This is a genomic window from uncultured Lactobacillus sp. (assembly GCF_948948975.1).
Classification (GTDB): domain Bacteria; phylum Bacillota; class Bacilli; order Lactobacillales; family Lactobacillaceae; genus Lactobacillus.
The window spans coordinates 85,861-111,483 of sequence record NZ_CARBVX010000004.1 but is presented as its reverse complement, the minus strand read 5'-3'; the positions used below and the strand labels follow the sequence as shown (position 1 = coordinate 111,483).

The window sequence follows — 25,623 nt, the reverse complement described above, 5'->3', positions numbered from 1 at the left end:
AACTGTTTTAGAGCAAGTGAGTTTTTTGGCTAGTTTAAAAGGAATGAAAAAAGATAAAGTAAAACATGATTTGCAAGATTGGATGCAAAAGCTAGAAGTTAAGGGTCAGATTACCGATAAAATAAAAAGTTTATCTAAAGGTAATCAACAAAAAATCCAATTAATTGCAACTCTTATTCATCAACCAAACTTAATTATTTTGGATGAGCCTTTTAGTGGACTCGACCCAGTAAATGTCGAAATAATTAAAGAAGTAATTTTACAAGAAAAGAAACGCGGAGCTACTATCCTATTTTCGGATCATGATATGTCTAATGTTGAAGAATTGTGTGATGATGTAGTAATGATTAATAATGGGCATATTGTGTTGAGCGGTGCTGTAAATGATGTTCGCAATAATTTTGGCTTGACTCGATTGTTTATCAGAACTGACTTGAATCTTGATAATGTTAAAAATTTACCTGGTGTGGAAGATGCTATTTTACAGAATAATGGTATTTATAAACTTTGGTTAACAGATGCTAGTTACGGAGAAGAAATTTTTGATCGGCTCTCCCATGGGAAATACTTGCAAACATTTGATCAAGAACCACCAACTTTAGATGAAATTTTTAAAATGAAAGCCGGTGAAGAGAATGAATAAAACTTGGTTAGTCGCTAAAGAAACATATCGTAGAGAAGTGAAAAATTGGTCATTTTTATTGATGATTTTCGCACCATTTTTTGTATTGTTGATTTCTTTTTTCTTCGGAATGAGTTCATCTTCGGCTTTCGACAGTGATACAAAGGTAGGAATTGTAAGTCAAAATCAGAGTATAGTTCAGCCATTAAAGAAAACAGAAGATTTTGATGGATATAAAAACAAGACAAAAGCTGAAAAAGCCTATAAAGATGGTGATATTAGCGGCTATATTGTGGTTAAAGAGACTTCTACTCAATTAGTTGCGAACTACTATGGTACCGAAAGCCTTGATAATGATGTTAAGACTGAGTTGATTAGAGTTTTAAACACTCAGCAGCAAGCACTTAATCTAAAAAACGCTAAGCTCAGTGAGCAACAGATACAGTCACTTTCTCAAAAAGTTAAATTTACTGAGAAAACTAATGATAAAAAGTTGAATGCAAGTGATGAAAAGAACTTAAAGACAGCTACTTTTTGGATCTTAATCTTTGTTTTATACTTTTTGGTTCAGACTTATAGCACCATCATGGCACAAGATATTGCCAGTGAAAAGGGAACTAAAATTATGGAAATGATCTTTTCAAGTATGCCTGGTGGAAAATATTTCGATGGGAAAGTGTTAGGCATTTTCCTCGAAATTCTTACTCAATTGTTAATTTATGCTGTGATGTTTTCTGGCTTTTATTATGTAGCTCCTCATATTGATGGGGTAAAGGATATATTTGCTCAAATAAAGCCGGCTATTGATCAAGTTTTGGGACAAATAATTTCTTGGGGATTACTATTTGTTGTGCTTGGATTGATTTTATACATCGTTTATGCAGCTGTTTGTGGTGCAATTGTCACTAAGGCTGAAGACGCTAATAAGGCAGTCCAACCTTTAGTTTATTTAACTTTGCTTGGACTATTTAGTAGTATGAGTTTATCTAATAATCCTGATGGTATTTTTGCCATGATTATGTCTTATGTACCATTTTTATCATCTTTCTTAATGCCCCTTCGCCTAATTAAAGGAAATGCGACTGACCTAGAAGCAGCTATCTCTTTAATAATTCTATTCGTATTTTTACTAGGATCGATTTGGTGGATTAGAAAAATCTATCCAAGCCTTATTTTACAAACCGATGATAATGGAATGTGGAAGAATATGAAGCGTGCCTTACAAGGTATTAAGGAATAGAAATTTAGCTACTCAACTTTCAAAAGTTGGGTAGTTTTTTGTGATAAAATTGAAAGCGAATACAAAAGGACATAGAGGCTTAATATGAATACAAATAGTTTGAAAACATATGCGATTAATAAAAACAAAATAAAGATAAGTTTCACTAATTCTATTCTTGAGTTAACAATCTTAACCCCTGAAATAATTCACGTATTTCAAAATCGCGGTGAGCATACTAATTCATATGCAATTGAAGGAAATAAGACAAAAGAAACTAAATTTAAAGTTGAGAAAAAGAATGACTATCTTGAAATAAAAACTTCAAAATTAATTATTAAAATTTATCACGACGAAAAAATAGATGTTTATGATGCAGAAGAAAATCCCTTAATTATTGACTATCGGGGCTCTAGAATTCCAATTGATCGACAAGTAGATTCTAGCCAGCAAAAGTTGGCCGAGTCGGAAGGGCATGAAGTGGTTACTAGTAGAAAAAAAGATGGCCACTACTATGAACTAGTCAAAGAATTAGCAGATAATGAGCAATTTTATGGTTTAGGCGATAAGACTGGATTTTTAAATAAACGTCACTATGCCTATGAAAACTGGAATACAGATAATCCCGAGCCGCAGGTGGAAAGTTTTACTCGTTTATATAAGTCGATTCCATTTTTAATTGGATTGAAGAACAATCATCCATACGGGATTTTTTTCGATAATACTTATCATAGTTACTTTGATTTAGGGAAAGAAAGTAATAACTACTACTACATTGCAGCTGATAATGGAAATATTGATTATTACATTATTGGCGGCAGTGACTTAAAAGAAATTGTTAAAAACTATACTTACTTAACTGGCAAGACACCGTTGCCGCAAAAGTGGACATTAGGTTATCAACAATCTCGTTGGGGATATAGTATAAGTGCTGAAAAAGTAGAAGAAATTGTTACTAAAATGCGCAAATATCACCTGCCCTGTGATGCTATCCATTTAGATATTGATTATATGGATGGCTATCGAGTTTTTACCTGGAGGACAGATACCTATGATGATCCAAGAAAGTTTATTGATAAACTTCATAAATTAGGATTCCATGTGGTTACGATTATTGATCCTGGTGTTAAAAAAGATGATACTTATCAAATCTACCAAGAAGGAATTAAAAAAGGATATTTTGTAAAAGCACCGAATGGGCAAGTTTATGTTAATAAAGTTTGGCCCGGAGATGCAGTTTACCCAGATTTTGGTCGTGAAGCAGTCAGAAAATGGTGGTCAGAAAATTGTAAGTTTTTAGTTGATATAGGTGTTGATGGAATCTGGGACGATATGAATGAACCAGCGTCATTTAATGGAGAAATTCCGAAAGATATTATTTTTAATGATGAAGAAAATGAATCAACACATTCTAAAATGCATAACGTTTATGGTCATAATATGGCTAAAGCAACCTATTACGGCTTAAAGAATTTAACAGGTAAACGCCCATTTGTGATTACTCGTGCTGCTTATGCGGGAACACAAAAATACTCCACAGTTTGGACCGGGGATAATCAAAGCTTATGGATCCATTTACAAATGATGATTCCGCAGCTATGCAATTTAGGAATGAGCGGTTTTGCTTTTTCTGGGACGGATATTGGAGGATTTGGTGCAGATACTACACCAGAACTCCTAACAAGATGGATTGAAGCGGCAATTTTTAGTCCTCTTCTTCGAAATCATGCAGCTATGGGGACAAGGTCGCAAGAGCCATGGATCTTTGGAGAACCAACTCTATCGATATACCGTAAGTACTTAAATTTGCGATATCATTTTATTCCCTATCTTTATGATTTATTTGCTCAAGAAAGTAAGACAGGTCTGCCGATTATGCGACCTTTGGTTTTAAACTATCCAACTGATCCAGCAGTTAAAAATATGAATGACGAATATATGATTGGTACAAATATTGTAGTAGCGCCAATTGTTGAAGAAGGTAAAAACTGGAGAGCTGTTTATTTACCACAAGGGGAATGGATTGATTTTTGGAATAATGTTACTTATAGCGGTAATAGTACTATTTTAGTTAGTGCTCCAATTGACACGCTACCCTTATTTATTAAGAAAAATACTATTTTACCGTGGGGAGAAGTTAAGGAACATGTTTCCTCTAGACCAGATGAAAAAATGGTATTTAGAGTGTTTGGTGAACGTGGTAAATATACTCATTATCAAGATAATGGAACCGATTTTGCTTATCAAAAGGGTGAGTACAATCTTTATGAGATAAATGTAGATGGTCATAAAGTTACTATCAATTTGAAAAAGCATGGATATGAGCCAAATTATCAAAGAATTGAAATTAGGACTACTAATGAAAAAATGAATTTTATTTATAAAGATAAAAAATATATACAGGTTAATTAATTTAATGAAAATGAGCTAGTGCGATGGTGTGCTAGCTCACTTTTTATATAGAAAACTTTTCACTTTTAATAGCTTCAGTTTTGACTAATATTGAATGAATGTGAATGATTTTGACGAAAAATGATTGAATTTATATCTGAAAGCGTTTATCATATTAAATGAGGTGATGATGAACGATGCTGACCGAGGAACGTCAACAAGCTATAGCAACCTATGTTAATAAGCACAGTATCTGTCGTGTTAATGAATTGTGTAAGTTGACTAAGTCATCAGAGTCAACAATTCGCCGTGACCTCATTGAATTAGAAAAGCGTGGCGTGATTGTTCGTGTACACGGAGGAGCACGCTCACTGCAAGATTATTCACGTGATGTTGAACAACAAGTGAGATTTAATCTTAATGTTGACAATAAACGTGAGATTGCACGTTTTGCTGTGATAAATCATGTTACTAATGGAGATCATATTTTTCTTGATGCTGGAACGACAACTTATGAAATGGTGCCATTCTTGCGAGAAGTTAATGATTTACATGTAGTTACTAATGGCGTTGATGTTGCACTAGCATGTTTAGACAATGGAATTCATACTCGCTTGTTAGGGGGCGAGGCTAAGCTTGAAACGCATGCAGTCATAGGCAATACAGCTATGAAGCAGCTACAAGAAATGAATTTTACAGTTTCATTTATTGGAGCTAATGGTTTAACAGCAGATGGCCAATTTACTACGCCCGATCCAGCAGAAGCTGGGATAAAAAAAGCTGCAATTGAGCAGGCTAAAGAATCGTTTATTTTAATGGATAGTAGTAAGATTGGTGTAGCAAATTTTGCAAGTTTTGCACATATCAATGAGGCAATACTCATCACTAACAATTTAAGCACAGGTAAAGAAAGTATCTTGCCTGAACAAATCAGAGTTGAGGAGGCTCGGTCATGATTTATACTGTTACAGTTAATCCAGCATTAGACTATGTTATGCAATTAGAAAAGGTGGAAGCTGGTAGTGTTAACCGTTCAAATGATTGTCAATTTTTAGCTGGTGGTAAAGGAATTAATGTTTCTCAAATTTTGAACCAACTTGATGTTGATAACACTGCTTGGGGATTTGTTGGTGGTTTTACTGGCAAAGAATTAGTTCGCCAATTAAACGTTAAAAAAATTGAAAGTGATTTTGTAACTATTTCTGACGATACCCGTGTTAATGTGAAAATTCATGCTCAAAAAGAAACTGAAATTAATGCGGCTGGTCCAAAGATTGATGCACAAGAAATTACTGCATTTAAGGCGCGTTTGGATGATCTTAATGAAGGCGATATTGTTGTATTAAGTGGTAGTTTAGCACCAAGTTTACCAACTGACTTCTATGAACAATTATTACCAACTATCAGAGAAGCTGGTGCTGAATTTGCAATTGATACTACTGGGGAAGCTTTACTTGCAACTTTGAAGTACCACCCATTAGTTATTAAGCCTAACCATCATGAATTAGCAGCTTTATTTGATACAAGCTTTGCTAATGATCAAGAAATGCTTGAAGCAGCTAAGAAACTTTTAGACATGGGTGCACAAAACGTCATGATTTCTATGGCTGGCGACGGTGCATACTTAGTAACTAAGGATCATATTTACCATGCAAGTGCTGCTGTTGGTACTGCTGTTAACTCAGTTGGCGCTGGAGATTCAATGATTGCCGGCTTTGTAGGTACTTACTACAAGACTCATAATGTTGTTGAAGCATTGAAAGTCGGATCTGCTTGTGGTGGTGCTACTGCATTTACTGAAGATATTGCAGTTAAGAGTCAAATTGATGCTGTTTTACCCCAAATTACAGTTGAAGAAGTAAAGTAGTTAAAACTAAATAATACAGTTAGGATAGGGAGTTATTTTCATGAAAATTGAAGATCTTTTAAGTCCTGATTTAATGATTATGGATCTGAGGGCTACTACTCAAGAAGAAGCTATTAAAGAAATGGCTGATCTTGAAGTAAAGCAAGGTGTTGTAAATAACGAAGAGGAATTCATTAAATCAATCTGGGCTCGTGAAAAAGAATCAACAACTGGTATTGGTGAAGGAATCGCCATGCCACACGCAAGAAACAAGTACATTAATCGTGCCGCTGTTTTATTTGCAAAAAGTCCTAAAGGAATTGATTATAAAGCTCTTGATGGACAACCAGTTCATTTATTCTTTATGATTACTGCACCAGCCGGTGCTGATAACACACACTTACAAGCTTTAGCTAAGTTATCAAGTTTACTAATTAATCCAGATGTTGTTAATGCTTTAAAGGCAGCAACTACACCAGAAGAAGTTATTGATATCTTTAAAAAAGCAGAAGCTGAAAAGGATGCTCAGGACAAGGCCGATGCCGAAAAGAGAAAGGCCGAAGCTGCAAAAGAAGCATCTAAGCCTGCTAGCGAGCAAAAGCCTTTAATTGTTGGTGTTACTGCATGTATCAATGGTATTGCACACACTTATATGGCTCAAGAAGCTTTAATTAAGGCTGGTAAAAAATTAGGCGTTGATGTTCGTATTGAAACTAACGGTTCTGAAGGTGTAAAGGATAAGCTTACTCCAGAAGAAATTAAGCGAGCAAAAGGTGTCATCATTGCCTCTGATAAAAAAGTTGATATGCCACGTTTCAATGGTAAAGAACTTATTATGAAGCCTGTTGTAGATGGTATTAACCATCCAAAAGAGTTAATTGAAGATATCTTAGAGAATAAGGCTCCAATTTATCATGCTGATAGCAGTGCTAGTTTTAGCGATAGTGATGCAAAAGAAAAACAAGGTGTATGGGCATCTATCTACAAGAACTTAATGAGTGGTATTAGTCACATGCTTCCATTCGTTATCGGTGGTGGTATTTTGATGGCCATCTCCTTTATAGTTGAAAACTATATGGCGGGTGGTGCTAAGAATCCTGCATTTATTTTCTTAAACAGTGCTGGTAACTTAGCCTTTGCATTCATGGTTCCTGTTTTAGCTGCTTATATTGCTGAATCAATTGGTGATTTACCTGCCTTGATGCCAGGATTTGTTGGTGGATACATGGCAGCCATTGTTAACGGTACTAACGGCTTACAAGTTAACGCACAAGCACATGCTGTCTCTCCAGCTGGATTCTTAGGTGGTATCGCTGCAGGTTTCATTGCTGGATATATGATGATTGGATTGAAGAAGTTATTTGCTAAACTTCCAAAATCAGTAGAAGGTATGAAGCCAATGTTGCTTTACCCAATTTTGGGCTTGCTTTTCATTGCTTTGATTATGTTCTACATCATCAACCCAATTTTTAGTTCAGTTAACTTTGCTATTACCCACTTCTTGAACAGTATGGGTACTGGTAACCTTGTAATTTTGACAATGATCTTAGCTGGTATGATGGCTATCGATATGGGTGGTCCTTTCAACAAGGCTGCTTATGTCTTTGCTTCAGGTGCATTTGCTAACGATCCACATTCTGCAACTGCTGCAGTTATGATGGCTGCTGTTATGGTTGGTGGTATGGTTCCTCCATTTGCTACTGCAATTGGTACTACTTTCTTTAAGAACCGATACACTAAGGAAGAACGTCGTGCTGGTGTATCAAACTGGATTTTAGGTTTCTCATTCATTACTGAAGGTGCTATTCCATTCGCTGCAGCTGACCCAGGTCGTGTAATTCCTTCCTGCGTAATTGGTTCAGCAGTTGGTGGTTTACTTGTTGGACTATGGCATATCCAAGTACCAGCTCCTCACGGAGGACTATGGGTATCTCCATTATCTAACCACATTTTACTTTACTTCGTAGCTACAATTGTTGGTTCAATTGTAGCTGGTCTAATTATGAGTTTCTGGAAGAAACCTGTTTCTGAAGACCCGGATGAATAAAAATAACTAATTAAAAAGTAAGATTCTGAAAAATTTAGAATCTTACTTTTTTGTTTAATAAATAATGTATATATAATATTAAATCGTATAGTATTTAATATTGCTGTTTAATGAAATCGCATTCTTATTGATATATAAACAAAATATAGACATAAATAAATTACAAATTCACATAAATATCATAAATTGTACATAATTAAATCATAGATTGTTCGTATACTTACTTAATGTAAAAAACAATTATTATAAAGGTGAAAGTAAGCGCTTTATATATGCTCTTTACTAGCAAGAAAGCTATAACTTAATACTCACCTAATACTAGAAGTATGAGGATAAAATTATGGTTTCCAAGAACAATTATAGTGAAAAAATGCGAAAAATTAGACCGCAAAAGCAACGCTTCTCTATTCGTAAGTTTACTGTAGGGGCTGCTTCTGTATTAATTGGTTTAACCTTTATGGGGGTTAATAATCAGGAAGCTCAAGCTGACACTACAGTTGCTCCAGAGGAAAGCGTAAAAGTCGAAAGTAGTACAGCTAGTGACATAACAGAGACGATGGATAACGTAGTAAATACTGAGGAACAGAGTATATCTACTACTGACAATCAAACAGAAGTTATGTCGGCAGAAGAAAATAATGAAGTAGAAAATGATGTAACTGCTTCTGGTGAGACTGGTAATGAAGAAGTAAAAAATGATCGGTCGATTTCTTCTGTAGAAACAGATAATGTAGACAAACAAGCAACTAACGAAGTAGTAACTTATAATGCTGAGTCAATTAATGGAGACACAGCAGTAAAAAATCAAAATACTAATACAACTGAAACTAATTTAGTTGAAAATACTACTCCTGTAGAAGAAGCTCAAGCAGTTGAAGACGTAGAGAAAAATGCTGCTTCTGTAGAGGTACAGCCAGTTGAAAGCGTAGAAAGCAATACAGTTTCCGTAGAAGAAACACAACCAGCTGAGAAGGTAGAAAACAATACTGTATCTGTAGAAGCAGATCAGCCTATTGAAGCTGAAACTAAGGTTGAAAATGAAGCTTCTCCAATTGAAGAATCAGTAGTTAAAGAAAATACGACTATTCAGTCAAATGCTAAGGAAGTTCAAAGTAAAGCTGCTGTAACTATTCTGGGAACAGATGCGGATAATTATCCGAAAAAAGCGGGAGATTTAATTGGTGATAATAGGTACATTTATCAAATTTTAAACTTGAATGGTACAAGTTTTGTGAGTAGTGATAACAAAAAGCTTATCTTGTCTGTAAATCGAAATAATCTATCCGATGACAATCTTTATGCATATGTAACTGACAATAGTTTTACTGAAATTTTGTCTACCCATACTATTCAAGCAGGCCATTTTAAGAATATTGAGGTAGTCAATGGGTGGCACACTGTAAAATTTTTAGTAGTTAACAGTGGTAAATCTAATATTTCTATTAATGGAAGTGAAACGCCTGTTGGAAACGCTAGTACAGTTGTGGGAAGTACAAGAATTGAATATTGTCTAGGCAATAGTACTAGCATAGATGCGAGTTCAATTGGTGAAATTATCCCAGTTTATACTGAACAGTCTGTGATTAAATACTATTACAATCAAAATGGCAATTTAATAGAAATTCCAGGCACTGATAAATATCCAAACGTTAACGTATCTGGTTGGACTGGGCAAGGATTTATTGTTGACAACGTTGATCAATACAAACAGCTAATTAATGGCTTTTACTTAGATGCTTCAAAACTTCCTACTGGTTCATTTACTGGAACACTTTCTCAATTTGGAGATGGTAGTTACTATAAGAAAGTATACTACAGTGCTGGAGATAAAAATGAAGGTACTATTGATCAATTAACTGTAGATTATACAGTAGTTTACCGTCAAATTGACGCTACTGGTAAGATGGAAGTTTTGATGTATGATGGCAAAGACATGACTAAGGTTATTGAAAGCCATACTGTAGAAGCTGGTCAATCAGTTAAGTTCTCTCATAATAATTACACAGCAAGAAACCCATTTGTAACTGACTTAGCTCATGAAGTACAGTTTGTTTATAAAGAATTAGGTTCTTTAATTTTAGTTGATGAAAACGGGAAAGAAATTCATCCATCTGTAAAATTTAACAATGATAAAGATGATCCGACTAAGGCTGGTCTAACCTATACACCGGTTATTGAGGGATATATTGCTGATATTGAATTTGTAACTCCAGAAGATCCGGGTAAAGATATCAAGGTTGTATATCGTTTACGTGAGGATGCTAAAGCTACAATTACCATTGTTGATTTAGATAATTTAGAGAATAATGGTGGTAAAGTTGCAGAATTAAATGCAACTGGAAAAGTATATTCTGTAATTAATTTTGTTGACTTAAGTACTACACTCCAAGACTTGATTGATAGAGGATATGTAGTTATTAGCAATGATTTTAAACCAGGAACAAAATTTGATGTAAAAGATTTAGAATTTAAGATTGAGTTAAAGCATGGTCTTGAAGAAATTAATGAATCACAATCTGTAGATAAAATTATCAACTATGTAGATGGGGTTGGTAATAAGCTACATGATTCAGTTACACAAACAGCCATTTTCAAGACGAATGGTTATCGTGATAAAGTGACTGGAAAGATTGTAGAAGTAACAGAAGTTGAACACGATGATGGTTACTTAATTGCTATTGAAATTACCAATAAGGACGCTAGTTTACAGTGGACTTCTAAGACGGATGTCTTTGAATCGATCAAATCTCCAGATATTGTTGGTTACACTACTACGCAAAAATGGAGTACTGCAGATAAAGTAGATCAGGATGTAAAGCATAGAGTAGAAAATATCGTTTATGAGAAAAAAGCACAAGTTGGTACAATTACTTTTTGGGATGAAACTTCTAACAAGCAACTTGGATCAACTATCAATATTGCGGGTAATTACCGGGAAGTAATTAACTATCAAATAATTGAGAATGTTTTTAATAACATTAAAGACTATGAAAATAATAACTATATCCTAGTAAGTAATCCGTTAACTTATGCCACAACATTTGGGGATGCAGAGTACAATCCGGGCTGTAATGATTTTAGGGTTATTTTAAAACATAAAATCGCTGAAAATACACAAAATAAAGAAGTAAACCGAGTGATTAATTATGTTTATGCAGATGGACCTAATAAAGACCAAGCAGCTGCAAATTCTATTACTCAAAAAGTTACATTTATTGGAACGGGCCAATATGACTTTGTTGATAAAGCTTGGATTGGTGATATCGTTTGGATAACTGAAGCCGGCGATGTGAACTATACTTTTGCTCAAGTAGAATCACCAAAGGTTACAGGATATGGCGCAGATAGAGGAATTGTAGAAGCTAAGATAGTAAGTGGAAGTTCTGATAATATCATTGAAGAAGTTCTTTATTATGCAAATCAAACGGGAGCTAGCATCCAATACATTGATGATGTAACTGGACTAGTTATCGGTAGGGATGAAGTACAGGGTAAAGTGGATCATCAAATTAACTGGAAACAAAACCATGAAAATGTCCTTAACCTGTTTATAGAAAGTGGATACAAACTTGTAAGTAGTGACTATGAATTTGGTAAAGATTACTACTATTCTGCAGATGAAGCTAAGAATAACTTTACAATTCATTTAACTAGAGATTTGATCATTATTGATCCAACGAATCCCGATAGCCCAGCTTACGGATCAGAAGATTACATTAAAGAAGTAATTCAAGAGATTCAATATGTTTTTGAAAATGGCAGTACCGCAGCTGAAAGTAATAAGCAAAATATCAAATTTACAGCATACGGTGTTATAGATAAAACAACTGGAAAATATGTAGTTCTTGATGAAAATGGTAAGATTGTTGTTGATGAAAATAAACAACCAATTGAAGGGACACTTACTTGGACAGCAGATGTAACAGATCCGAAATTTGCTGAAGTAATATCACCTACTCTAGCTGGTTATACAGCAGATAAAACTTGGGTTTCTGGAAGTTCTGTAACTGAAAATACTCCAAACAAGGTAATTGTGGTTACTTATACTGCAAATGCGGCTAAGGCAGAAATTATCTACGTTGATGAGACTACAGGTAAGCAATTAGAAACTGCAGTAGTTGACGGTAAGTACAACGAAACAATTAACTACAGCACAGCCGATAAGATTAAATACTACGAAAGCTTAGGCTATAAATTAGTCAAGGATGGCTATACTGGTGGAGAATTTGGTGAAGATACAAAGACTTTCTATGTAACATTCAAGCATGGAACAGTAGTTGTAAATCCAGAAACTCCGGGTAAGCCAGATGAACCAATTAACCCAGACAATCCAGATGGACCAAAATACCCAGCAGATTCTGCTAACTTGAACAAGGATGTAACTAATACTATTCACTATGTTTACGCAGATGGAACAATAGCTAAACCAAGTCACACACAAACTTTAACTTTTGTTGGTTCAGGTGTGATTGATAAGGTAACTGGTCAATATGTAGAAGTCGATGAGAATGGTAATGTTAAGTTTGACGAGAATGGTAACCCAATTCCAGGAAAATTAACTTGGACAGCTAATGATGGAACAACATTTATCGAAGTGGTATCTCCAACGATTGTAGGCTACACTCCAGATAAAGGAGTAGTTAATGTAGTTGAAGGAATCAACCAGGATAGTAAGAACTTAGAAACAATGGTTGTCTACACAGCTAATGCAGCTAAGGCAGAAATTATCTACGTTGATGAAACTACAGATAAGCAACTAGAAACTGCAGTAGTTGATGGTAAGTACAACGAAACAATTAACTACAGCACAGCCGATAAGATTAAATACTACGAAAGCTTAGGCTATAAATTAGTCAAAGATGACTATACTGGTGGAGAATTCGGTGAAGACACAAAGACTTTCTATGTAACATTCAAGCATGGAACAGTAGTTGTAGATCCAGAAACTCCAGGTAAACCAGATGAACCAATTAACCCAGACAATCCAGATGGACCAAAATACCCAGTAGATTCTGCTAACTTGAATAAGGATGTAACTAATACTATTCACTATGTTTACGCAGATGGAACAACAGCTAAGCCAAGTCATACACAAACTCTAACTTTTATAGGTTCTGGTCACATTAATAAAGTAACCGGAGAATATGTAGAGGTTGATGAAGAAGGAAATATTAAGCTTGATGCAGATGGTAACCCAATTTCAGGCAGATTAACTTGGACAGCTAGTGATGGAACAACGTTTGTCGAAGTAGTTTCTCCAACGATTGTAAGCTACACTCCAGATAAAGGAGTAGTTAATGCAGTTGAAGGAATCAACCAAGATAGTAAGAACTTAGAAACAACGGTTGTCTACACAGCTAATGCAGCTAAGGCAGAAATTATCTACGTTGATGAGACTACAGGTAAACAATTAGAAACTGCAGTAGTTGACGGTAAGTACAACGAAACAATTAACTACAGCACAGCCGATAAGATTAAATACTACGAAAGCTTAGGTTATGAATTAGTCAAAGATGGTTATGTTGGCGGAGAATTCGGTGAAGATACAAAGACTTTCTATGTAACGTTCAAACATGGAACAGTTACAGTTACTCCTGATGATAAATTTACCGAAGAGGATCCAATTAACCCAGACAACCCAGATGGACCAAAATATCCATTTGATTCAATTGCTTTAGATAAAACAATTACTCGTACAATTAAATATGTTTACACAAACGGGACTAAAGCAAAAGATGACGTAGTTCAAAAGTTAAGATTCCGTGGTACAGCCATTATTGATAAAGTAACTGGCGAAGTCATTATCTTAGACGAAAAGGGCAGAAAGATTTCTGATGGAATTAAATGGACAGCACTTGATGGAACTACATTTATACAAGTCATTTCTCCAGATATTGCCGGCTACACTCCAGATAGAAAAGAAATTGGCAGCCTTGAAAATGTAGATAGTAATACTGACGATATCATTGAAACTGTAGTTTACAATAAGGATATCGTAGATCCAGAAGAACCAAAAGATCCAGTAGATCCAGAAGAACCAGAGGTTCCAGTTCAAGCTGAAACTCCAACTGAATCAACTAATGATGCTCCTATTCTTCCAGACCAACTTTCCACTGATACTACTATTAAGGAAGTAGCAACTGTAGAAACCAAAGAATCTGGTAAAGCAGAAGCAGCTATAACTGAGGATGTCTCATTACCGCAAACAGGTTATAAACATTCTAATGAAGGACTTATTGGACTAGGATTAGCAACCATTGCGTCAATTTTAGGCTTAGCAGGTACTAGAAAACGCAAGAAGGATTAAACTAGTTGAATAAAATAGTTTTATGAAAAACGCTACCTCCGGGTGGCGTTTTTTAGTATAGTGGAGTGTGGATAATAAAAGTGGAAAGTGAGACTGAAAATGATTAAGCTTATTGCAACTGATATGGATGGTACTTGGCTAAGAGAAGATAAGACGTATGATAAGGAACTCTTTGAAAAAGAATTTCAAATTATGCAGGATCGTGATATTAAATTTGTTATTGCCAGTGGTAATCAGTATGAAAATATCCTCGATCGTTTTCCAAAAGCTAATAAGCATATGTACTTTGTGGCCGAAAATGGTGCCTTAGTAGCTCATGGAAATGAAATTCTTCAAATATCTGATTTATCCGACGAAGATTATCAAACCATGCTTGAAATTGTGGAAAAATTACCATATAAGGCTATTGTTGCTGGTGTAACTAGTGCATATGTTGAAAAAAGCAGTGGAAAAGAATTTGCGGAAGATATAAAAAAGTACGTTAAGAAAATTCAAGTTGTTGATAGCTTTAACGATATAGATGATCGTATTTTTAAAGTAAGTCTTCGTGTTCCAGAAGATGAGATGCCTAAGGTCTTAAATAAGCTGAGAGAAGATTATCCACAGATTGGTTTTGTCTCAGGTGCAAGTACTGCTATTGATATGCAGACTAAAGGAATGAATAAAGCAGTAGGTTTAGAATATTTAGGTAAAAAACTTAAGATTAAATCTAGTGAAATGGTGACATTTGGTGATAGTGGTAATGATGTTGGTATGCTTAAGTTTGCAGGTACCAGCTTTGCTATGGCTACCGCTCTTCCAGATGCAAAGAAAGCTGCGAATCAAATCATTGGATCTAGTGAAGAATCAAGTGTGCAAAAGAAAATTCTTGAGTTACTCTCATAATTAAATGTAAGTTGAGATAGGTGAACAAGTTGAACGATCAAATTATTCGAGTTACTAGAGCTTTAAATCATCCCATTCGAATTCAAATTCTTTATTACTTAAATGACAATCAAAAAAGCAGTGTAAATAACTTGGTAAAACAGTTTGATGTTAGTCAGCCAGCTATTTCTAGGCACTTGAGAATCTTAGAAGAGGCTAAGCTAGTTAAGAGTGAGCAAGTTAAGCAAGAGCGGTACTATAGCTTAGAGGACAAGCACGTTATTAAGATTTTAGATGTCTTGAGACGGCATGTTAACGAAGATTTTTAGTTTGAAAGCTTGAATAATTACAATAACTTTGGGTATTTTTTCTGAACTTCTTTGACAAACATATAAAAATATGTTTATATAAAGATGTAATTTTAGAAAAGCATTAAATTAAAAATTCAGCAAATTTTTTATTATTTACACTTATTGATAGCATCAAGTCTGAGACGTCTTGGTGCTATTTGTCTATCTATAAAATGGTTGACATAATAAAAAAAGTAGCTTAGTCTAACTTTAAGTTAGAACTTATGCTGAATTTTCTAACTTAATGCTTTTTTGTTTTGCACGGGAGGATATTTATGCAAAATTTTAAATCTAAAATTACAAAATTTATTTCTATTATGGGGTTAGTAACCCTCTTATCATTGATAACGGTAGGATGTTCGAATAGGCAGAATTCTACTAGTCAATCAGATAAAATTTCAATAGTTACAACAACTAATGTCTATTCAGATATTGCCAAAAATATTGTTGGAAAATATGGTACAGCGACTGCAATTATCGATAAAAGCAGCGTTGATCCACACGATTTTGATCCAACAACAGCAGATGCTAAAAAGGTAGCTCAGGCAAATATTGTCGTTGCAAATGGGTTAGGTTATGATTCATGGATGAATAAGCTAGCAAAGTCTGTTGATAAAAAGCCTGTCTTAGTTGGTGAAGACTTGATGGGACTAAAGAGCGGTGATAATCCTCATATTTGGTACAATTTAGATATGCCAACTAAGTATGTTGATTATTTAGTTAAACGCTTATCTAAGTTGGATAAGAAGCATGCCGCTTATTTTAAAGAAAATGGCGAAAAATACTTAGCTAAGATTGATAAAATTAAAAAGTTAGTTAAAGCTAATAAGGGTGATCAAAAACCGGTTTTTGTTAGTGAACCAGTCTTTGACTATGCTTTACAAGAGGCTGGCTATAAAATAGGCGATAAGGAATTTGAAGAAGCTATTGAAAATGGTACAGATCCTAGTCCTAAGACGATTAATGAAATGAACAATTCTATTAAAGAAAAGAAGATTGCCTTTTTTGTTAATAACACTCAGGCAAGTAGTTCAACAGTTAAGTCTTTTGTGAAACTTGCAAAAAAGAACAATGTTCCAGTTTTAAATGTGCGGGAAACTATTCCTAATAAAACTACTTACTTAGCTTGGATGAAAGAAAATTATCAAAAACTAGCTGATATTCAAAATAATTAAATAGGATTGGTTTATTAAAAGAAGAGGAGTAGTGAGATGACTGATATATTAACAGTTAAAGACCTGGGGATGAAATTTGAGGATAAGGTAATTTTTAAAGACTTAAATTTTACTCTATCTAAGGGGTCAATGACAGCTCTACTGGGTGCAAATGGTACAGGAAAAACAACTTTGATTAGAATTTTGATGGGAATGTTACAACCAACGACAGGATCGTTTAAATTTGCGCCAGATACAAAAGTTGGTTATGTACCTCAATTTAGAAATCTAGATGCTGATTATCCCCTCTCAATCCGGGCCTTTGTAGAACTTAATACTCCTTTATTTAAGAATGCTCGGGTAAAGGCAAGAGTAAATCAAATTTTAAAAGAGACCCATTTACTAGATATTCAAAATACTAGGATGGGCGAAGCTTCCGGAGGTCAAAAGCAGCGTGCATATTTAGCTCAAGCTTTGTTAGATAAGCCAGATTTTATTATTTTGGACGAGGCAACAGCTAGCTTAGATCCAGTTGCTAAAGAAGAGTTAATGTCATTAATTAAGCACTTAAATGAAAAACACGCAATGACTGTTTTGTTTACAACTCATGACATTCCTTTAGCTAAGAAATACATGAAAGATTATCTTTTATTTAAAGATAAAGGCTTACTTGCTGGAAAAATTAAGGATCTAAATGAAGAGGTGGGTGAAGAATAATGTTTGCATATGATTTTATGCGGTATGCATTTTTAGCCAGTACTTTTATTGCTATTACCTGTGGAATAGTGGGTGTATATGTTGTAGCTCGAAGTTTTTCATTCTTAGCTCACACTCTATCAGAAATTGGTTTTGCTGGAGCGGCTTTTGCGGTTTGGATTGGTTGGGTTCCACTTTGGGGCATGGTTCTTTTTACTTTGCTTGGCTCAATCAGTGTTGGTGAATTATCCATGAGAAGTGATCAGAAGGAATCCGCAATTAGTGCGATTTCAGCCTTGTTTATCGGCTTGGGTGTACTATTTTTAGCTATTGCTGGCGGTAATAGTCGATATGCGACTAACATCTTGTTTGGTTCAATTATTGGAGTTGATAGAGACGGCGTTATTCAATTAGTTATTCTTTCTCTCTTTGTTTTAGCAATAATTTTCTTAGTTTTAAGACAATTAAACTATGATTCATTTGACCATGTAGGGGCAGTTAGCCATCATATTAATACAACCTTAGTTTCAGTAGTATTTTTAATTGCTTTGGCTTTAGCTGTTTCAATTGGTGCACAAGTAGTCGGTTCATTATTAGTCTTTATTTTATTAACTTTGCCGTCTTCAAGTGCTCGCTACTTAGGTAAGACAATTCCTGCTATGTTATGTTGGTCAGTTGGGATCGCCTTGTTTGGAGTTTGGGCAGGTTTAGTTTTAGGATACGTAACTAATCTACCGGTCACATTCTTTATTTCAATTATTGAAGTTGGAATTTATTTATTTGTTTATGGCGTTCATGCTTTTAAGAAATAAAACTGTTATTTAGAACCTACAAGGGCCTTGTTGCTCCTGTAGGTTTTTTGTTTTTAAATTTCCTTAATATGTGGAAAAAGGATAAAATTAAATAGTATTACTTTTTTAGATGAGGAAAACTATGTGGATAAATTTTTTATGGGCATTAGTGCCAATCATCTGGTTGATAATTTCTCTTGGAATTATTGGTATGCCGGCTTCACGGGCATGTACGATTGGTTTAATTATTACAATTGCTGATGCTGTTTTAATGTTTAAACAACCAATAATTAATACTCTTTCTGGAGCCTTAGAAGGTATTATAATGGGAATTTGGCCCATCATGTATGTAATTCTGGCTGCGCTTTTTGTTTATCAGATTACAACTGATTCAGGGAGTATGGGAACGATTGAAAAATTATTATCATCAATCACAACCGATAAAAGAATTTTAGTATTAATAATCGCTTGGGGCTTTGGTGGCTTTTTGGAATCTATCGCTGGTTTTGGGACTGCTGTAGCAATCTGTGCGGGAATTTTAATTTCTTTAGGTTTAGAACCGATTCAAGCTTCAGTAATTTGTTTAGTTGCTAACAGTACAGCAACCGCATTTGGAGCAATTGGCTTGCCAGTTTTGACATTAGCCGAAGTAACTAATCTTAATGATGTGCAATTAGGATTTATAGTAACCTTGCAATTAGTCATTTTAGTTATTTTAGTACCTTTTATTTTAGTTATTCTTACTGGTAAAAGTATTAAGGCTCTTAAAGGTATTGTCTTTATTACTTTAATGTCAGGGATTGGAATGGCAATTCCGCAAGTTATTATTGCTAAGTTTACTGGGGCAGAACTTCCAGCCTTAGTCGGATCATTGTTTTCAATTTTAGTTACTGTCTGGTTGACTAAGAGAAAAACTGGTTCAGTAAAGGAAGTAGAAAGTGTTAGCGAGATTCTCAAGGCTTGTTCACCATTTATTTTGGTCTTTATTTTCGTTCTACTCGCTTCATCTCTTTGTCCACCTGTGAATAACTTTTTAACTAGTGTAACTACTCACTTACATGTTTACTTAGGAAAGAATCCTAATGATCTACCAATTAATTGGCTTTCTTCTCCAGGAACATTAATTTTATTAGCGGGAATAATTGGAGGAAAGATTCAAGGCTTAAGTTTAAGCCGAATGTTCAAAATCTTGCTTCATGTTTTGAAAACAATTGGTATGACAACTATTACAGTTTGTGCAATTGTCGGTTTAGCTAAAGTTATGGTATATGCAGGAATGACTAAAGCGTTAGCGGTGGCTTTAGTAAGTTTACTTGGACCAGCTTATCCTTTATTTGCACCATTAATTGGAGCGCTAGGAACATTCTTAACCGGGTCTGCAACGTCAGCCAACGTTCTATTTGGTAACTTACAGTATTCTGCTGCTCAATCATTAGGAGTAAGCAAATATTGGATTGTTGCTTCAAATATGACTGGTGCAACTGCTGGGATGTTATCACCGCAGAATATTGCAGTAGCTACTGGTGCAATTAATAAAGAAGGTTTAGAAGGAAAAATTCTAAAAGAAACGACTAAGTGGGGCAGTATATACTTGTTAATTACCTGTGTATTTCTATACTTAGTTGGTTTGATTACTAAATTAGTATAAATTAAAAAGTTCTTGATCTCAGAAGTGAGATCAAGAACTTTTTGTTTATAAATGTATTTGTGTTTTTACTAGATTGTTTTCAATTCATTAATGAGTTTTTCAAACTCATTAAGTCGCTTTTCAAAGGTATTAAATGCGTCTCTTAAGTAATCCGCCTTTGTCATATCGACACCAGAACGTTTCATTATTTCTGTTGGATAATCTGAAGAGCCAGCCTTTAAGAAATTAATATAAGCTGTACGTTCTTCGTCCGTACCGTGAACAACATTATTTGCAAGAGCTGTAGCAGCAGCAAAACCTGTTGCATATTGGTAAACATAGAAGTTGTAATAGAAGTGAGGAATCCGTGCCCATTCCTTAGCAATCTCTCCGCCTGGTTCTACACTATCACCATAATATCTTTGATTTAAATTACCATAAAATTCATTAAGGACATCGGCAGTTAATGGTTGACCATTTGCGTCAGCTTCATGAATAAACTGCTCAAATTCTGCAAATTGTGTTTGACGGAAGAGTGTGCCCTTAAATGAGTCAAGATAGTGATTCAAAACAAATGCACGTGTTTTAGGGGCGGTAATTTTATCTAAGAAGTATTCAGTTAAAATATTTTCATTAGTTGTTGATGCAATTTCAGCAACAAAAATTGGGTAGTCTCCATATACATATGGCTGAGTATTTCTTGTATACCAAGAATGCACTGAGTGTCCAGTTTCATGAACTAGCGTATAGAGAGAATCAAGATTATCCTCCCAATTTAATAATTCATATGGATCAGTATCATAAGAACCACCAGAATAAGCGCCTGTCACCTTATTTTGGCTTTCAACCACATCAATTACACGATTATTAAAGATATAGTCAACATGTTCAAGGTAATCTTTCCCTAATGGCTCTAAGGATCGTCTAGCCTCATTTTTTGCTTCTTCAAAGTTATAAGAAAGACTAGGCTCACCTGTTAATGGAACATACATATCATACATTTGTAGATCAGAAAGGCCTAAAATCTTTTTTCTTAAACTAACGTAGCGATGAAGTAAATTGAGATGACTATTTACTTCTTTGAGCAATGTATCGTAAACAGCTGTTGGTACGCCATTTTCACTTAAAGCAGCCTCTCGAGCTGAATTGTATTTATGTACTTGAGCATTAAAATTGTGGGCTTTTACCTCACCTGATAAAGTTGAAGCGAGACTATTTTCAAACTGGCCATAGCTTGCATACATAACATCAAATGCATTTTTGCGAATATTTCTATCTTGTGACTGAATTAGAAGTGAATATAAGCCATCAGATAACTGGACCATCTCTCCGTCTTCATCTTGAACATAGCCATAGTCCATATCAGAATTAGTTAAAACATTGAAAGTATTAGCTGAAGTACCCATTGCATCTCCAGCAGCGGCAATAATTTTTTCTTCACTTGCTGGTAAAGTGTGGGGACGTTTCTGAGTAATTTGTTCAAGTCGATGTTGATATTCTTTTAAACGAGGTTCATCTTGCATAAATTTAGCAAGTGTCTCTTCTGGGATAGATAAAATTTCAGGATCGACAAAGGAGATAGCAGCGCTCATCTGATTAGCTAAGCTTTGAGCTTTAGCAACAAAGCCCAAGTAATGAGTATTACTAGTATCGACGTCGCTTGACATAGTAGCATAAACGTACACTTTTTCTAAACGACGATTCACAGATAAAATTTCTGTAATGCCTTCATATAAATTTTTGCCAGATTTAGCAAGATTTCCTTTAAATCTACCTAAATTTTTGATTTCGGTCGCCACTTGATTATATTCTTGTTTCCACTCTTCGTCGTCTTTAAAAACACGACTAAGATCCCACTTGAGATCAGTAGGTACTTCATTTCTTGTTGGAAGAGCCATACTTTTTCCTTCTTTCCGTTATACAAATTTTATTAATCACCATTATAGAACATTATTTCGCTTGCTAAAAAATAAAAATTTTTTAATAATGAAACTAATGCGCTTAACTAGGTAATTTTGTATCATGAAAAGATAAGCTGATTTTCAGAGGAGTTAATAATTAATGAGACCTGAGGAACCCAAAAAACTAAGAAGAAATAATGTGTTTGCGGCGAGTAAAAAAAATTATAAAGATGGAAATAGTTTTGCTCGTTTAGTGGGTCTTTTATCAATTTTACTTGTTTGTGGAAGCGTAGCTTACTTTGCTCATGCATATTTCTCGGCTATGAGTTCAGTTCAACAAGCTTATCGGGGAACAGGAAAAACATCGCAATTAATTTCTCAGAAAAAGCCGATTTCAATTCTAATTCTTGGCGTCGATCAAGGAATTGAGGGAAGGCATGACCGCGGTAATTCTGATACCATGATCTTAGCAACTATGAATCCAGAGAAAAAAGAAGCAACAATGACCTCAATTCCTAGAGATCTGTTAGCTGACATTAAAGGCGACGGAAGCGGAGAAGGGAAGTACTACATGTTCCGGGTTAACTCTGCTTATCAAGTTGGCGGAAGCAAAGGAGCAACGCGAACAGTAAAAGCACTTTTAAATGCACCAATTAGCTACTATATGGAAGTTAATATGAAGGCTCTAGAAAGTATGGTAGAAGCTTTGGGCGGAGTAGATGTTAATGTGCCGTTTACCTTTACTTATCACACGCATTTTAAGAAAGGAAAGCAGCACTTAAATGGTAAAGAGGCCTTAGACTATGTGCGGATGCGTAAAGAAGATCCAAAAGGTGATTACGGTCGACAAATGAGACAAAGACAGGTAATTAATGACATTGTACGTAAAGGGATGTCAGTTAATTCAATTACTAACTATCGCAAGATTCTTAAGGTTTTTGCCAAGTATGTTAAAACTAATCTGACTTTTGATGATATGCTTTCAATTGCAATGAATTATCGCGGATGTACTCAAAATATTAAGAGTGGCTATATTCAAGGACATAATGTTTGGATTGGAGCTGCAGCGATGCAAGTGGCCTCTACAAAGGAACTACAACGCGTATCGGATCTAGTTCGTTCTAGTTTAGGATTAAAACAGGAAAAACTCCATAACCAAGAAACAAGACAAAATAGTCTGCAGCAAGGTTTAAATTGGAATGATCCAGAAGACTTCAGAAATTATGTGATTTACGACAAAGATTCTGACACTATTCCATGGGATGGTAATTAAGTAAAAAGCAGCTAGCGAAATGCTAACTGCTTTTTTTAGTATATCTGTTGATGATTCTATCTTAGTGATTTTAGCCCGTAACTGCAACTGTTGTTTGTAAAGTTTTAGTTATCTAATTCATAATTGTGGTTTCTTGACTAAGTCTTTTTTCTTCAAACTTGATATCGGCTAACTTATTTTCCTTTTCTTCTTTTATTTGATCTTCTTTGAACTTTTTACTTAGGAGAGTTGGTTTAATGGTATTTTCAACTAGGCTTTTAGACACATTAAAATTAGTATATTGATCAGCTGCCTGAGAAGTGGTAACTGAATTAGTTAAAAAGCTAAAGCCTAATAATACAATAAGCGCTGTTGAAATTCCCTTCTTGTGTGTCAAAGTGTTTACTCCTTTAAGTTTAAATCTAGTAATAATTAAATGATAATCATGTTACACTAGTGATATTTAAAAAGTTATTTTTAATTTACTTAACAAACTGTATTATAGAAGAGGATTATTGCAGTAAATTAAAGCGAAATTTACATTTTTTTACAAAAACTTCAATTACGTAAATTTAATGTAATATTTGAAAGATCAGTGTAATAAAAAGGATGATGAAAAATGAAACAAACTAAGTATTTTCCAGTTATTTATGGGGTAATATCAGCCCTTATTGCATTTATTGCAGTGTTTTTTATTGCACAGAGAACCTTCCATTTTTCTGTATCGATGGCTATTTTAAGTGCTGGAATTTTTGCGGCTTTCTTTTATGTTCTGTCATATTTTAGAGGGCATGCTTCTTATGAAATTAAGGCAATTGTAGCTAAATATCACTTAACAGACGAAGAACTTGCCACTATAACTGGTATGAAGGCTAGTGATTTCCCAATTTATCACAATAAGCTTCAATTGATTATTCCTAAAAGACAGTGGCCAAAAGTCTTAAATGCGCTTCAAGAATATGATCGACAGCGTCAATTATCAAACGAAAAAGAGAGAAAATAATGAGTTTACTAACAGTTAAAAATTTAAGTCAGACATTTATTGATAAAACTTTATATGAAGACGCAAATTTTGTCTTAAATAAAGAAGACCATATGGGGGTAACAGGGCAAAACGGAGTTGGTAAATCAACTTTAATTAAGATTTTGACTGGTGAAATCACGCAAGATGATGGTGAAGTTAAATGGCAAAATAAAATTCACGTTGGGTACCTAGATCAATATGCCAAGCTTGAAGAAGGTTTAGAGCTTAAGCAATTTTTGCAGACTGCCTTTAGTGATCTTTTTGATAAAGAAAAAGAATTAAATGAACTCTATGTGAAATATGGTGAAAATGGGGATGAAACTCTCTTAGAAAAGGCAGGTAAGATTCAGACTTTACTTGAGGAAAAAGAATTTTACGATATTGATACCAAAATTGACCGCGTAGCGACAGGGTTGGGATTAGCGGATTTGGGTTATAGCCGGGATGTATCAAAACTTTCTGGCGGACAAAGATCTAAATTGATCTTGGCAAAGTTGCTATTACAAAATCCAGACGTATTGGTTTTAGATGAGCCGACAAACTACTTAGATGTCAATCATATTGACTGGCTTGCTGACTATTTGAATAACTTTGAGGGAGCTTTTATCGTCGTTTCGCACGATTATGACTTTTTAGGTAGGATCACTAATTGTATTATTGACATTGATTTTGGAACTATTACACGCTATACAGGTGATTTAAAGCATGCACTTCGTCAAAAGGAAGCTGACCGAGAAAGTTATTTAAAGGCTTATGCTAACCAGCAGAGAAAAATTCAAAAGACTGAGGCATATATTAGAAAGAATAAGGCGGGTTCTAGATCTAAAAGTGCCAAATCGCGGGAAAAGCAGCTAGCGAAGATGGAGATTTTAACGCCACCACAAAATAACAAAAAGGCCCATGTCCTTTTCCCTTATGTTGATACTGCATCAAACTTGCTTTTGCAAACTCAAGATTTAGTAATTGGATATGATCAGGCCTTAGTAAAATCGGCATTTAACTTTTCTGTTGGAAATGGAGAAAAGGTAGCTGTAACGGGTTTTAATGGAATCGGAAAAACTACACTGCTAAAGACTTTACTAGGAAAGTTAAAACCAATTTATGGTAATTTTGAATTATCTTCAACAGCAAAACTTGCTTATTTTCAACAAGATCTGGCTTGGCCTAATAAAAATATGACGCCTTTGCAATATTTACAAGAAGAATTTCCACGTTTGCGTCCTAGAGAATTACGTCAAGCTTTAGCGAGAATGGGGTTAACTGCACAGCAGGCTATGAGTCCTTTAAAAGAACTTTCTGGTGGAGAACAAGAGAAGGTTAAGCTAGCTAAGATGCAGTTTGAACCATCTAATTTACTGTTCTTAGATGAACCAACAAATCACTTAGATATTGCTACAAAAGATTCTTTAAGAAAGGCAATTGTTGAATTTAATGGTGGGGTAATTATTGTTAGCCACGAAAGAGATTTCTTTAGAGGAAATTGGGTGGATAAGACGATTGACATTGAGAAAATGAATAATGAATAACAGTTA

General features: G+C 34.7%; 18 protein-coding genes. 16 read left to right on the top strand and 2 right to left on the bottom strand.

What is annotated here, in order from left to right; genetic code table 11:
- The 13 genes from Q9R40_RS03105 to Q9R40_RS03045 all read left to right on the top strand — a co-directional run.
- Positions 1-643, top strand: a 643-nt coding sequence (locus tag Q9R40_RS03105) for an ABC transporter ATP-binding protein (RefSeq protein WP_304676330.1), incomplete at its 5' end; no start/stop codon positions are given.
- Positions 636-1,862: an ABC transporter permease gene (locus Q9R40_RS03100; protein WP_304676329.1), complete on the top strand. Its 1,227-nt coding sequence runs from the start codon at positions 636-638 to the stop codon at positions 1,860-1,862. The genes Q9R40_RS03105 and Q9R40_RS03100, both read left to right, overlap by 8 nt.
- 84 nt (positions 1,863-1,946) lie before the next feature.
- The gene (locus Q9R40_RS03095; protein WP_304676328.1) at positions 1,947-4,253 is read left to right on the top strand and encodes a glycoside hydrolase family 31 protein; all 2,307 of its coding nucleotides are present in this window, start codon (positions 1,947-1,949) and stop codon (positions 4,251-4,253) included.
- A 176-nt stretch (positions 4,254-4,429) separates the two neighbouring features.
- A complete protein-coding gene (locus tag Q9R40_RS03090) occupies positions 4,430-5,188 on the top strand; it encodes a DeoR/GlpR family DNA-binding transcription regulator (RefSeq protein WP_304676326.1) in 759 nt (252 codons plus the stop codon).
- On the top strand, positions 5,185-6,099 hold the full coding sequence (pfkB, locus tag Q9R40_RS03085; protein ID WP_011162517.1) for a 1-phosphofructokinase: 915 nt from the start codon (positions 5,185-5,187) through the stop codon (positions 6,097-6,099). The genes Q9R40_RS03090 and pfkB overlap by 4 nt, the downstream gene beginning before the upstream one ends.
- A 40-nt stretch (positions 6,100-6,139) precedes the next feature.
- A complete protein-coding gene (locus tag Q9R40_RS03080) occupies positions 6,140-8,125 on the top strand; it encodes a fructose-specific PTS transporter subunit EIIC (protein ID WP_304676325.1) in 1,986 nt (661 codons plus the stop codon).
- Positions 8,126-8,465: 340 nt separating this feature from the next.
- Positions 8,466-14,432 carry a YSIRK-type signal peptide-containing protein gene (locus Q9R40_RS03075; protein WP_304676323.1) on the top strand — a complete coding sequence of 1,989 codons (5,967 nt, stop codon included), beginning with the start codon at positions 8,466-8,468 and terminating at the stop codon, positions 14,430-14,432.
- A gap of 99 nt (positions 14,433-14,531) precedes the next feature.
- A complete protein-coding gene (locus Q9R40_RS03070; RefSeq protein WP_300591794.1) occupies positions 14,532-15,317 on the top strand; it encodes a Cof-type HAD-IIB family hydrolase in 786 nt (261 codons plus the stop codon).
- A gap of 29 nt (positions 15,318-15,346) precedes the next feature.
- The gene (locus tag Q9R40_RS03065) at positions 15,347-15,625 is read left to right on the top strand and encodes a helix-turn-helix transcriptional regulator (RefSeq protein WP_011162513.1); all 279 of its coding nucleotides are present in this window, start codon (positions 15,347-15,349) and stop codon (positions 15,623-15,625) included.
- 296 nt (positions 15,626-15,921) lie between these two features.
- Complete coding sequence (locus Q9R40_RS03060) at positions 15,922-16,821, top strand: metal ABC transporter solute-binding protein, Zn/Mn family (protein WP_304676321.1); 900 nt, start codon at positions 15,922-15,924, stop codon at positions 16,819-16,821.
- Between the two features lie 36 nt (positions 16,822-16,857).
- Entirely contained in the window at positions 16,858-17,517 is a 660-nt protein-coding gene (locus Q9R40_RS03055) for a metal ABC transporter ATP-binding protein (protein WP_297937406.1), read from the top strand.
- Positions 17,517-18,308, top strand: coding sequence for a metal ABC transporter permease (locus Q9R40_RS03050; protein WP_300591800.1), 792 nt, complete (start codon positions 17,517-17,519; stop codon positions 18,306-18,308). Before Q9R40_RS03055 ends, Q9R40_RS03050 begins: the two co-directional genes overlap by 1 nt.
- Positions 18,309-18,429: 121 nt before the next feature.
- The gene (locus tag Q9R40_RS03045) at positions 18,430-19,935 is read left to right on the top strand and encodes an L-lactate permease (RefSeq protein WP_297937411.1); all 1,506 of its coding nucleotides are present in this window, start codon (positions 18,430-18,432) and stop codon (positions 19,933-19,935) included.
- A 68-nt stretch (positions 19,936-20,003) separates the two neighbouring features.
- On the opposite strand, the gene pepF is transcribed toward Q9R40_RS03045, so the two are convergent.
- Positions 20,004-21,812 (bottom strand): oligoendopeptidase F, encoded by a 1,809-nt coding sequence (gene pepF, locus Q9R40_RS03040; RefSeq protein WP_304676320.1) that lies wholly within the window; start codon positions 21,810-21,812, stop codon positions 20,004-20,006.
- A 163-nt stretch (positions 21,813-21,975) separates the two neighbouring features.
- Between pepF and Q9R40_RS03035 the strand changes: the two genes are divergently transcribed.
- Positions 21,976-23,088, top strand: coding sequence for an LCP family protein (locus Q9R40_RS03035; protein ID WP_300591806.1), 1,113 nt, complete (start codon positions 21,976-21,978; stop codon positions 23,086-23,088).
- Between the two features lie 112 nt (positions 23,089-23,200).
- Here Q9R40_RS03035 and Q9R40_RS03030 read toward each other — a convergent pair whose 3' ends face one another.
- Entirely contained in the window at positions 23,201-23,464 is a 264-nt protein-coding gene (locus tag Q9R40_RS03030) for a hypothetical protein (RefSeq protein ID WP_304676317.1), read from the bottom strand.
- Between the two features lie 222 nt (positions 23,465-23,686).
- On the opposite strand from Q9R40_RS03030, the gene Q9R40_RS03025 reads away from it, so the two are divergent.
- Positions 23,687-24,070, top strand: coding sequence for a hypothetical protein (locus Q9R40_RS03025; protein ID WP_304676315.1), 384 nt, complete (start codon positions 23,687-23,689; stop codon positions 24,068-24,070).
- The gene (locus tag Q9R40_RS03020; RefSeq protein WP_300591810.1) at positions 24,070-25,617 is read left to right on the top strand and encodes an ABC-F family ATP-binding cassette domain-containing protein; all 1,548 of its coding nucleotides are present in this window, start codon (positions 24,070-24,072) and stop codon (positions 25,615-25,617) included. Before Q9R40_RS03025 ends, Q9R40_RS03020 begins: the two co-directional genes overlap by 1 nt.
- Positions 25,618-25,623: the final 6 nt, after the last annotated feature.

Excerpts from the sequence above, each read along its gene's own strand:
- Q9R40_RS03020 (WP_300591810.1), top strand. The coding sequence starts at position 24,070 with ATGAGTTTACTAACAGTTAAAAATTTAAGTCAGACATTTATTGATAAA.
- pepF (WP_304676320.1), bottom strand. The coding sequence starts at position 21,812 with ATGGCTCTTCCAACAAGAAATGAAGTACCTACTGATCTCAAGTGGGAT.
- Q9R40_RS03035 (WP_300591806.1), top strand. The coding sequence starts at position 21,976 with ATGAGACCTGAGGAACCCAAAAAACTAAGAAGAAATAATGTGTTTGCG.
- Q9R40_RS03095 (WP_304676328.1), top strand. The coding sequence starts at position 1,947 with ATGAATACAAATAGTTTGAAAACATATGCGATTAATAAAAACAAAATA.
- Q9R40_RS03025 (WP_304676315.1), top strand. The coding sequence starts at position 23,687 with ATGAAACAAACTAAGTATTTTCCAGTTATTTATGGGGTAATATCAGCC.
- Q9R40_RS03075 (WP_304676323.1), top strand. The coding sequence starts at position 8,466 with ATGGTTTCCAAGAACAATTATAGTGAAAAAATGCGAAAAATTAGACCG.
- Q9R40_RS03055 (WP_297937406.1), top strand. The coding sequence starts at position 16,858 with ATGACTGATATATTAACAGTTAAAGACCTGGGGATGAAATTTGAGGAT.
- pfkB (WP_011162517.1), top strand. The coding sequence starts at position 5,185 with ATGATTTATACTGTTACAGTTAATCCAGCATTAGACTATGTTATGCAA.
- Q9R40_RS03070 (WP_300591794.1), top strand. The coding sequence starts at position 14,532 with ATGATTAAGCTTATTGCAACTGATATGGATGGTACTTGGCTAAGAGAA.
- Q9R40_RS03090 (WP_304676326.1), top strand. The coding sequence starts at position 4,430 with ATGCTGACCGAGGAACGTCAACAAGCTATAGCAACCTATGTTAATAAG.
- Q9R40_RS03050 (WP_300591800.1), top strand. The coding sequence starts at position 17,517 with ATGTTTGCATATGATTTTATGCGGTATGCATTTTTAGCCAGTACTTTT.
- Q9R40_RS03080 (WP_304676325.1), top strand. The coding sequence starts at position 6,140 with ATGAAAATTGAAGATCTTTTAAGTCCTGATTTAATGATTATGGATCTG.
- Q9R40_RS03045 (WP_297937411.1), top strand. The coding sequence starts at position 18,430 with ATGTGGATAAATTTTTTATGGGCATTAGTGCCAATCATCTGGTTGATA.
- Q9R40_RS03100 (WP_304676329.1), top strand. The coding sequence starts at position 636 with ATGAATAAAACTTGGTTAGTCGCTAAAGAAACATATCGTAGAGAAGTG.
- Q9R40_RS03060 (WP_304676321.1), top strand. The coding sequence starts at position 15,922 with ATGCAAAATTTTAAATCTAAAATTACAAAATTTATTTCTATTATGGGG.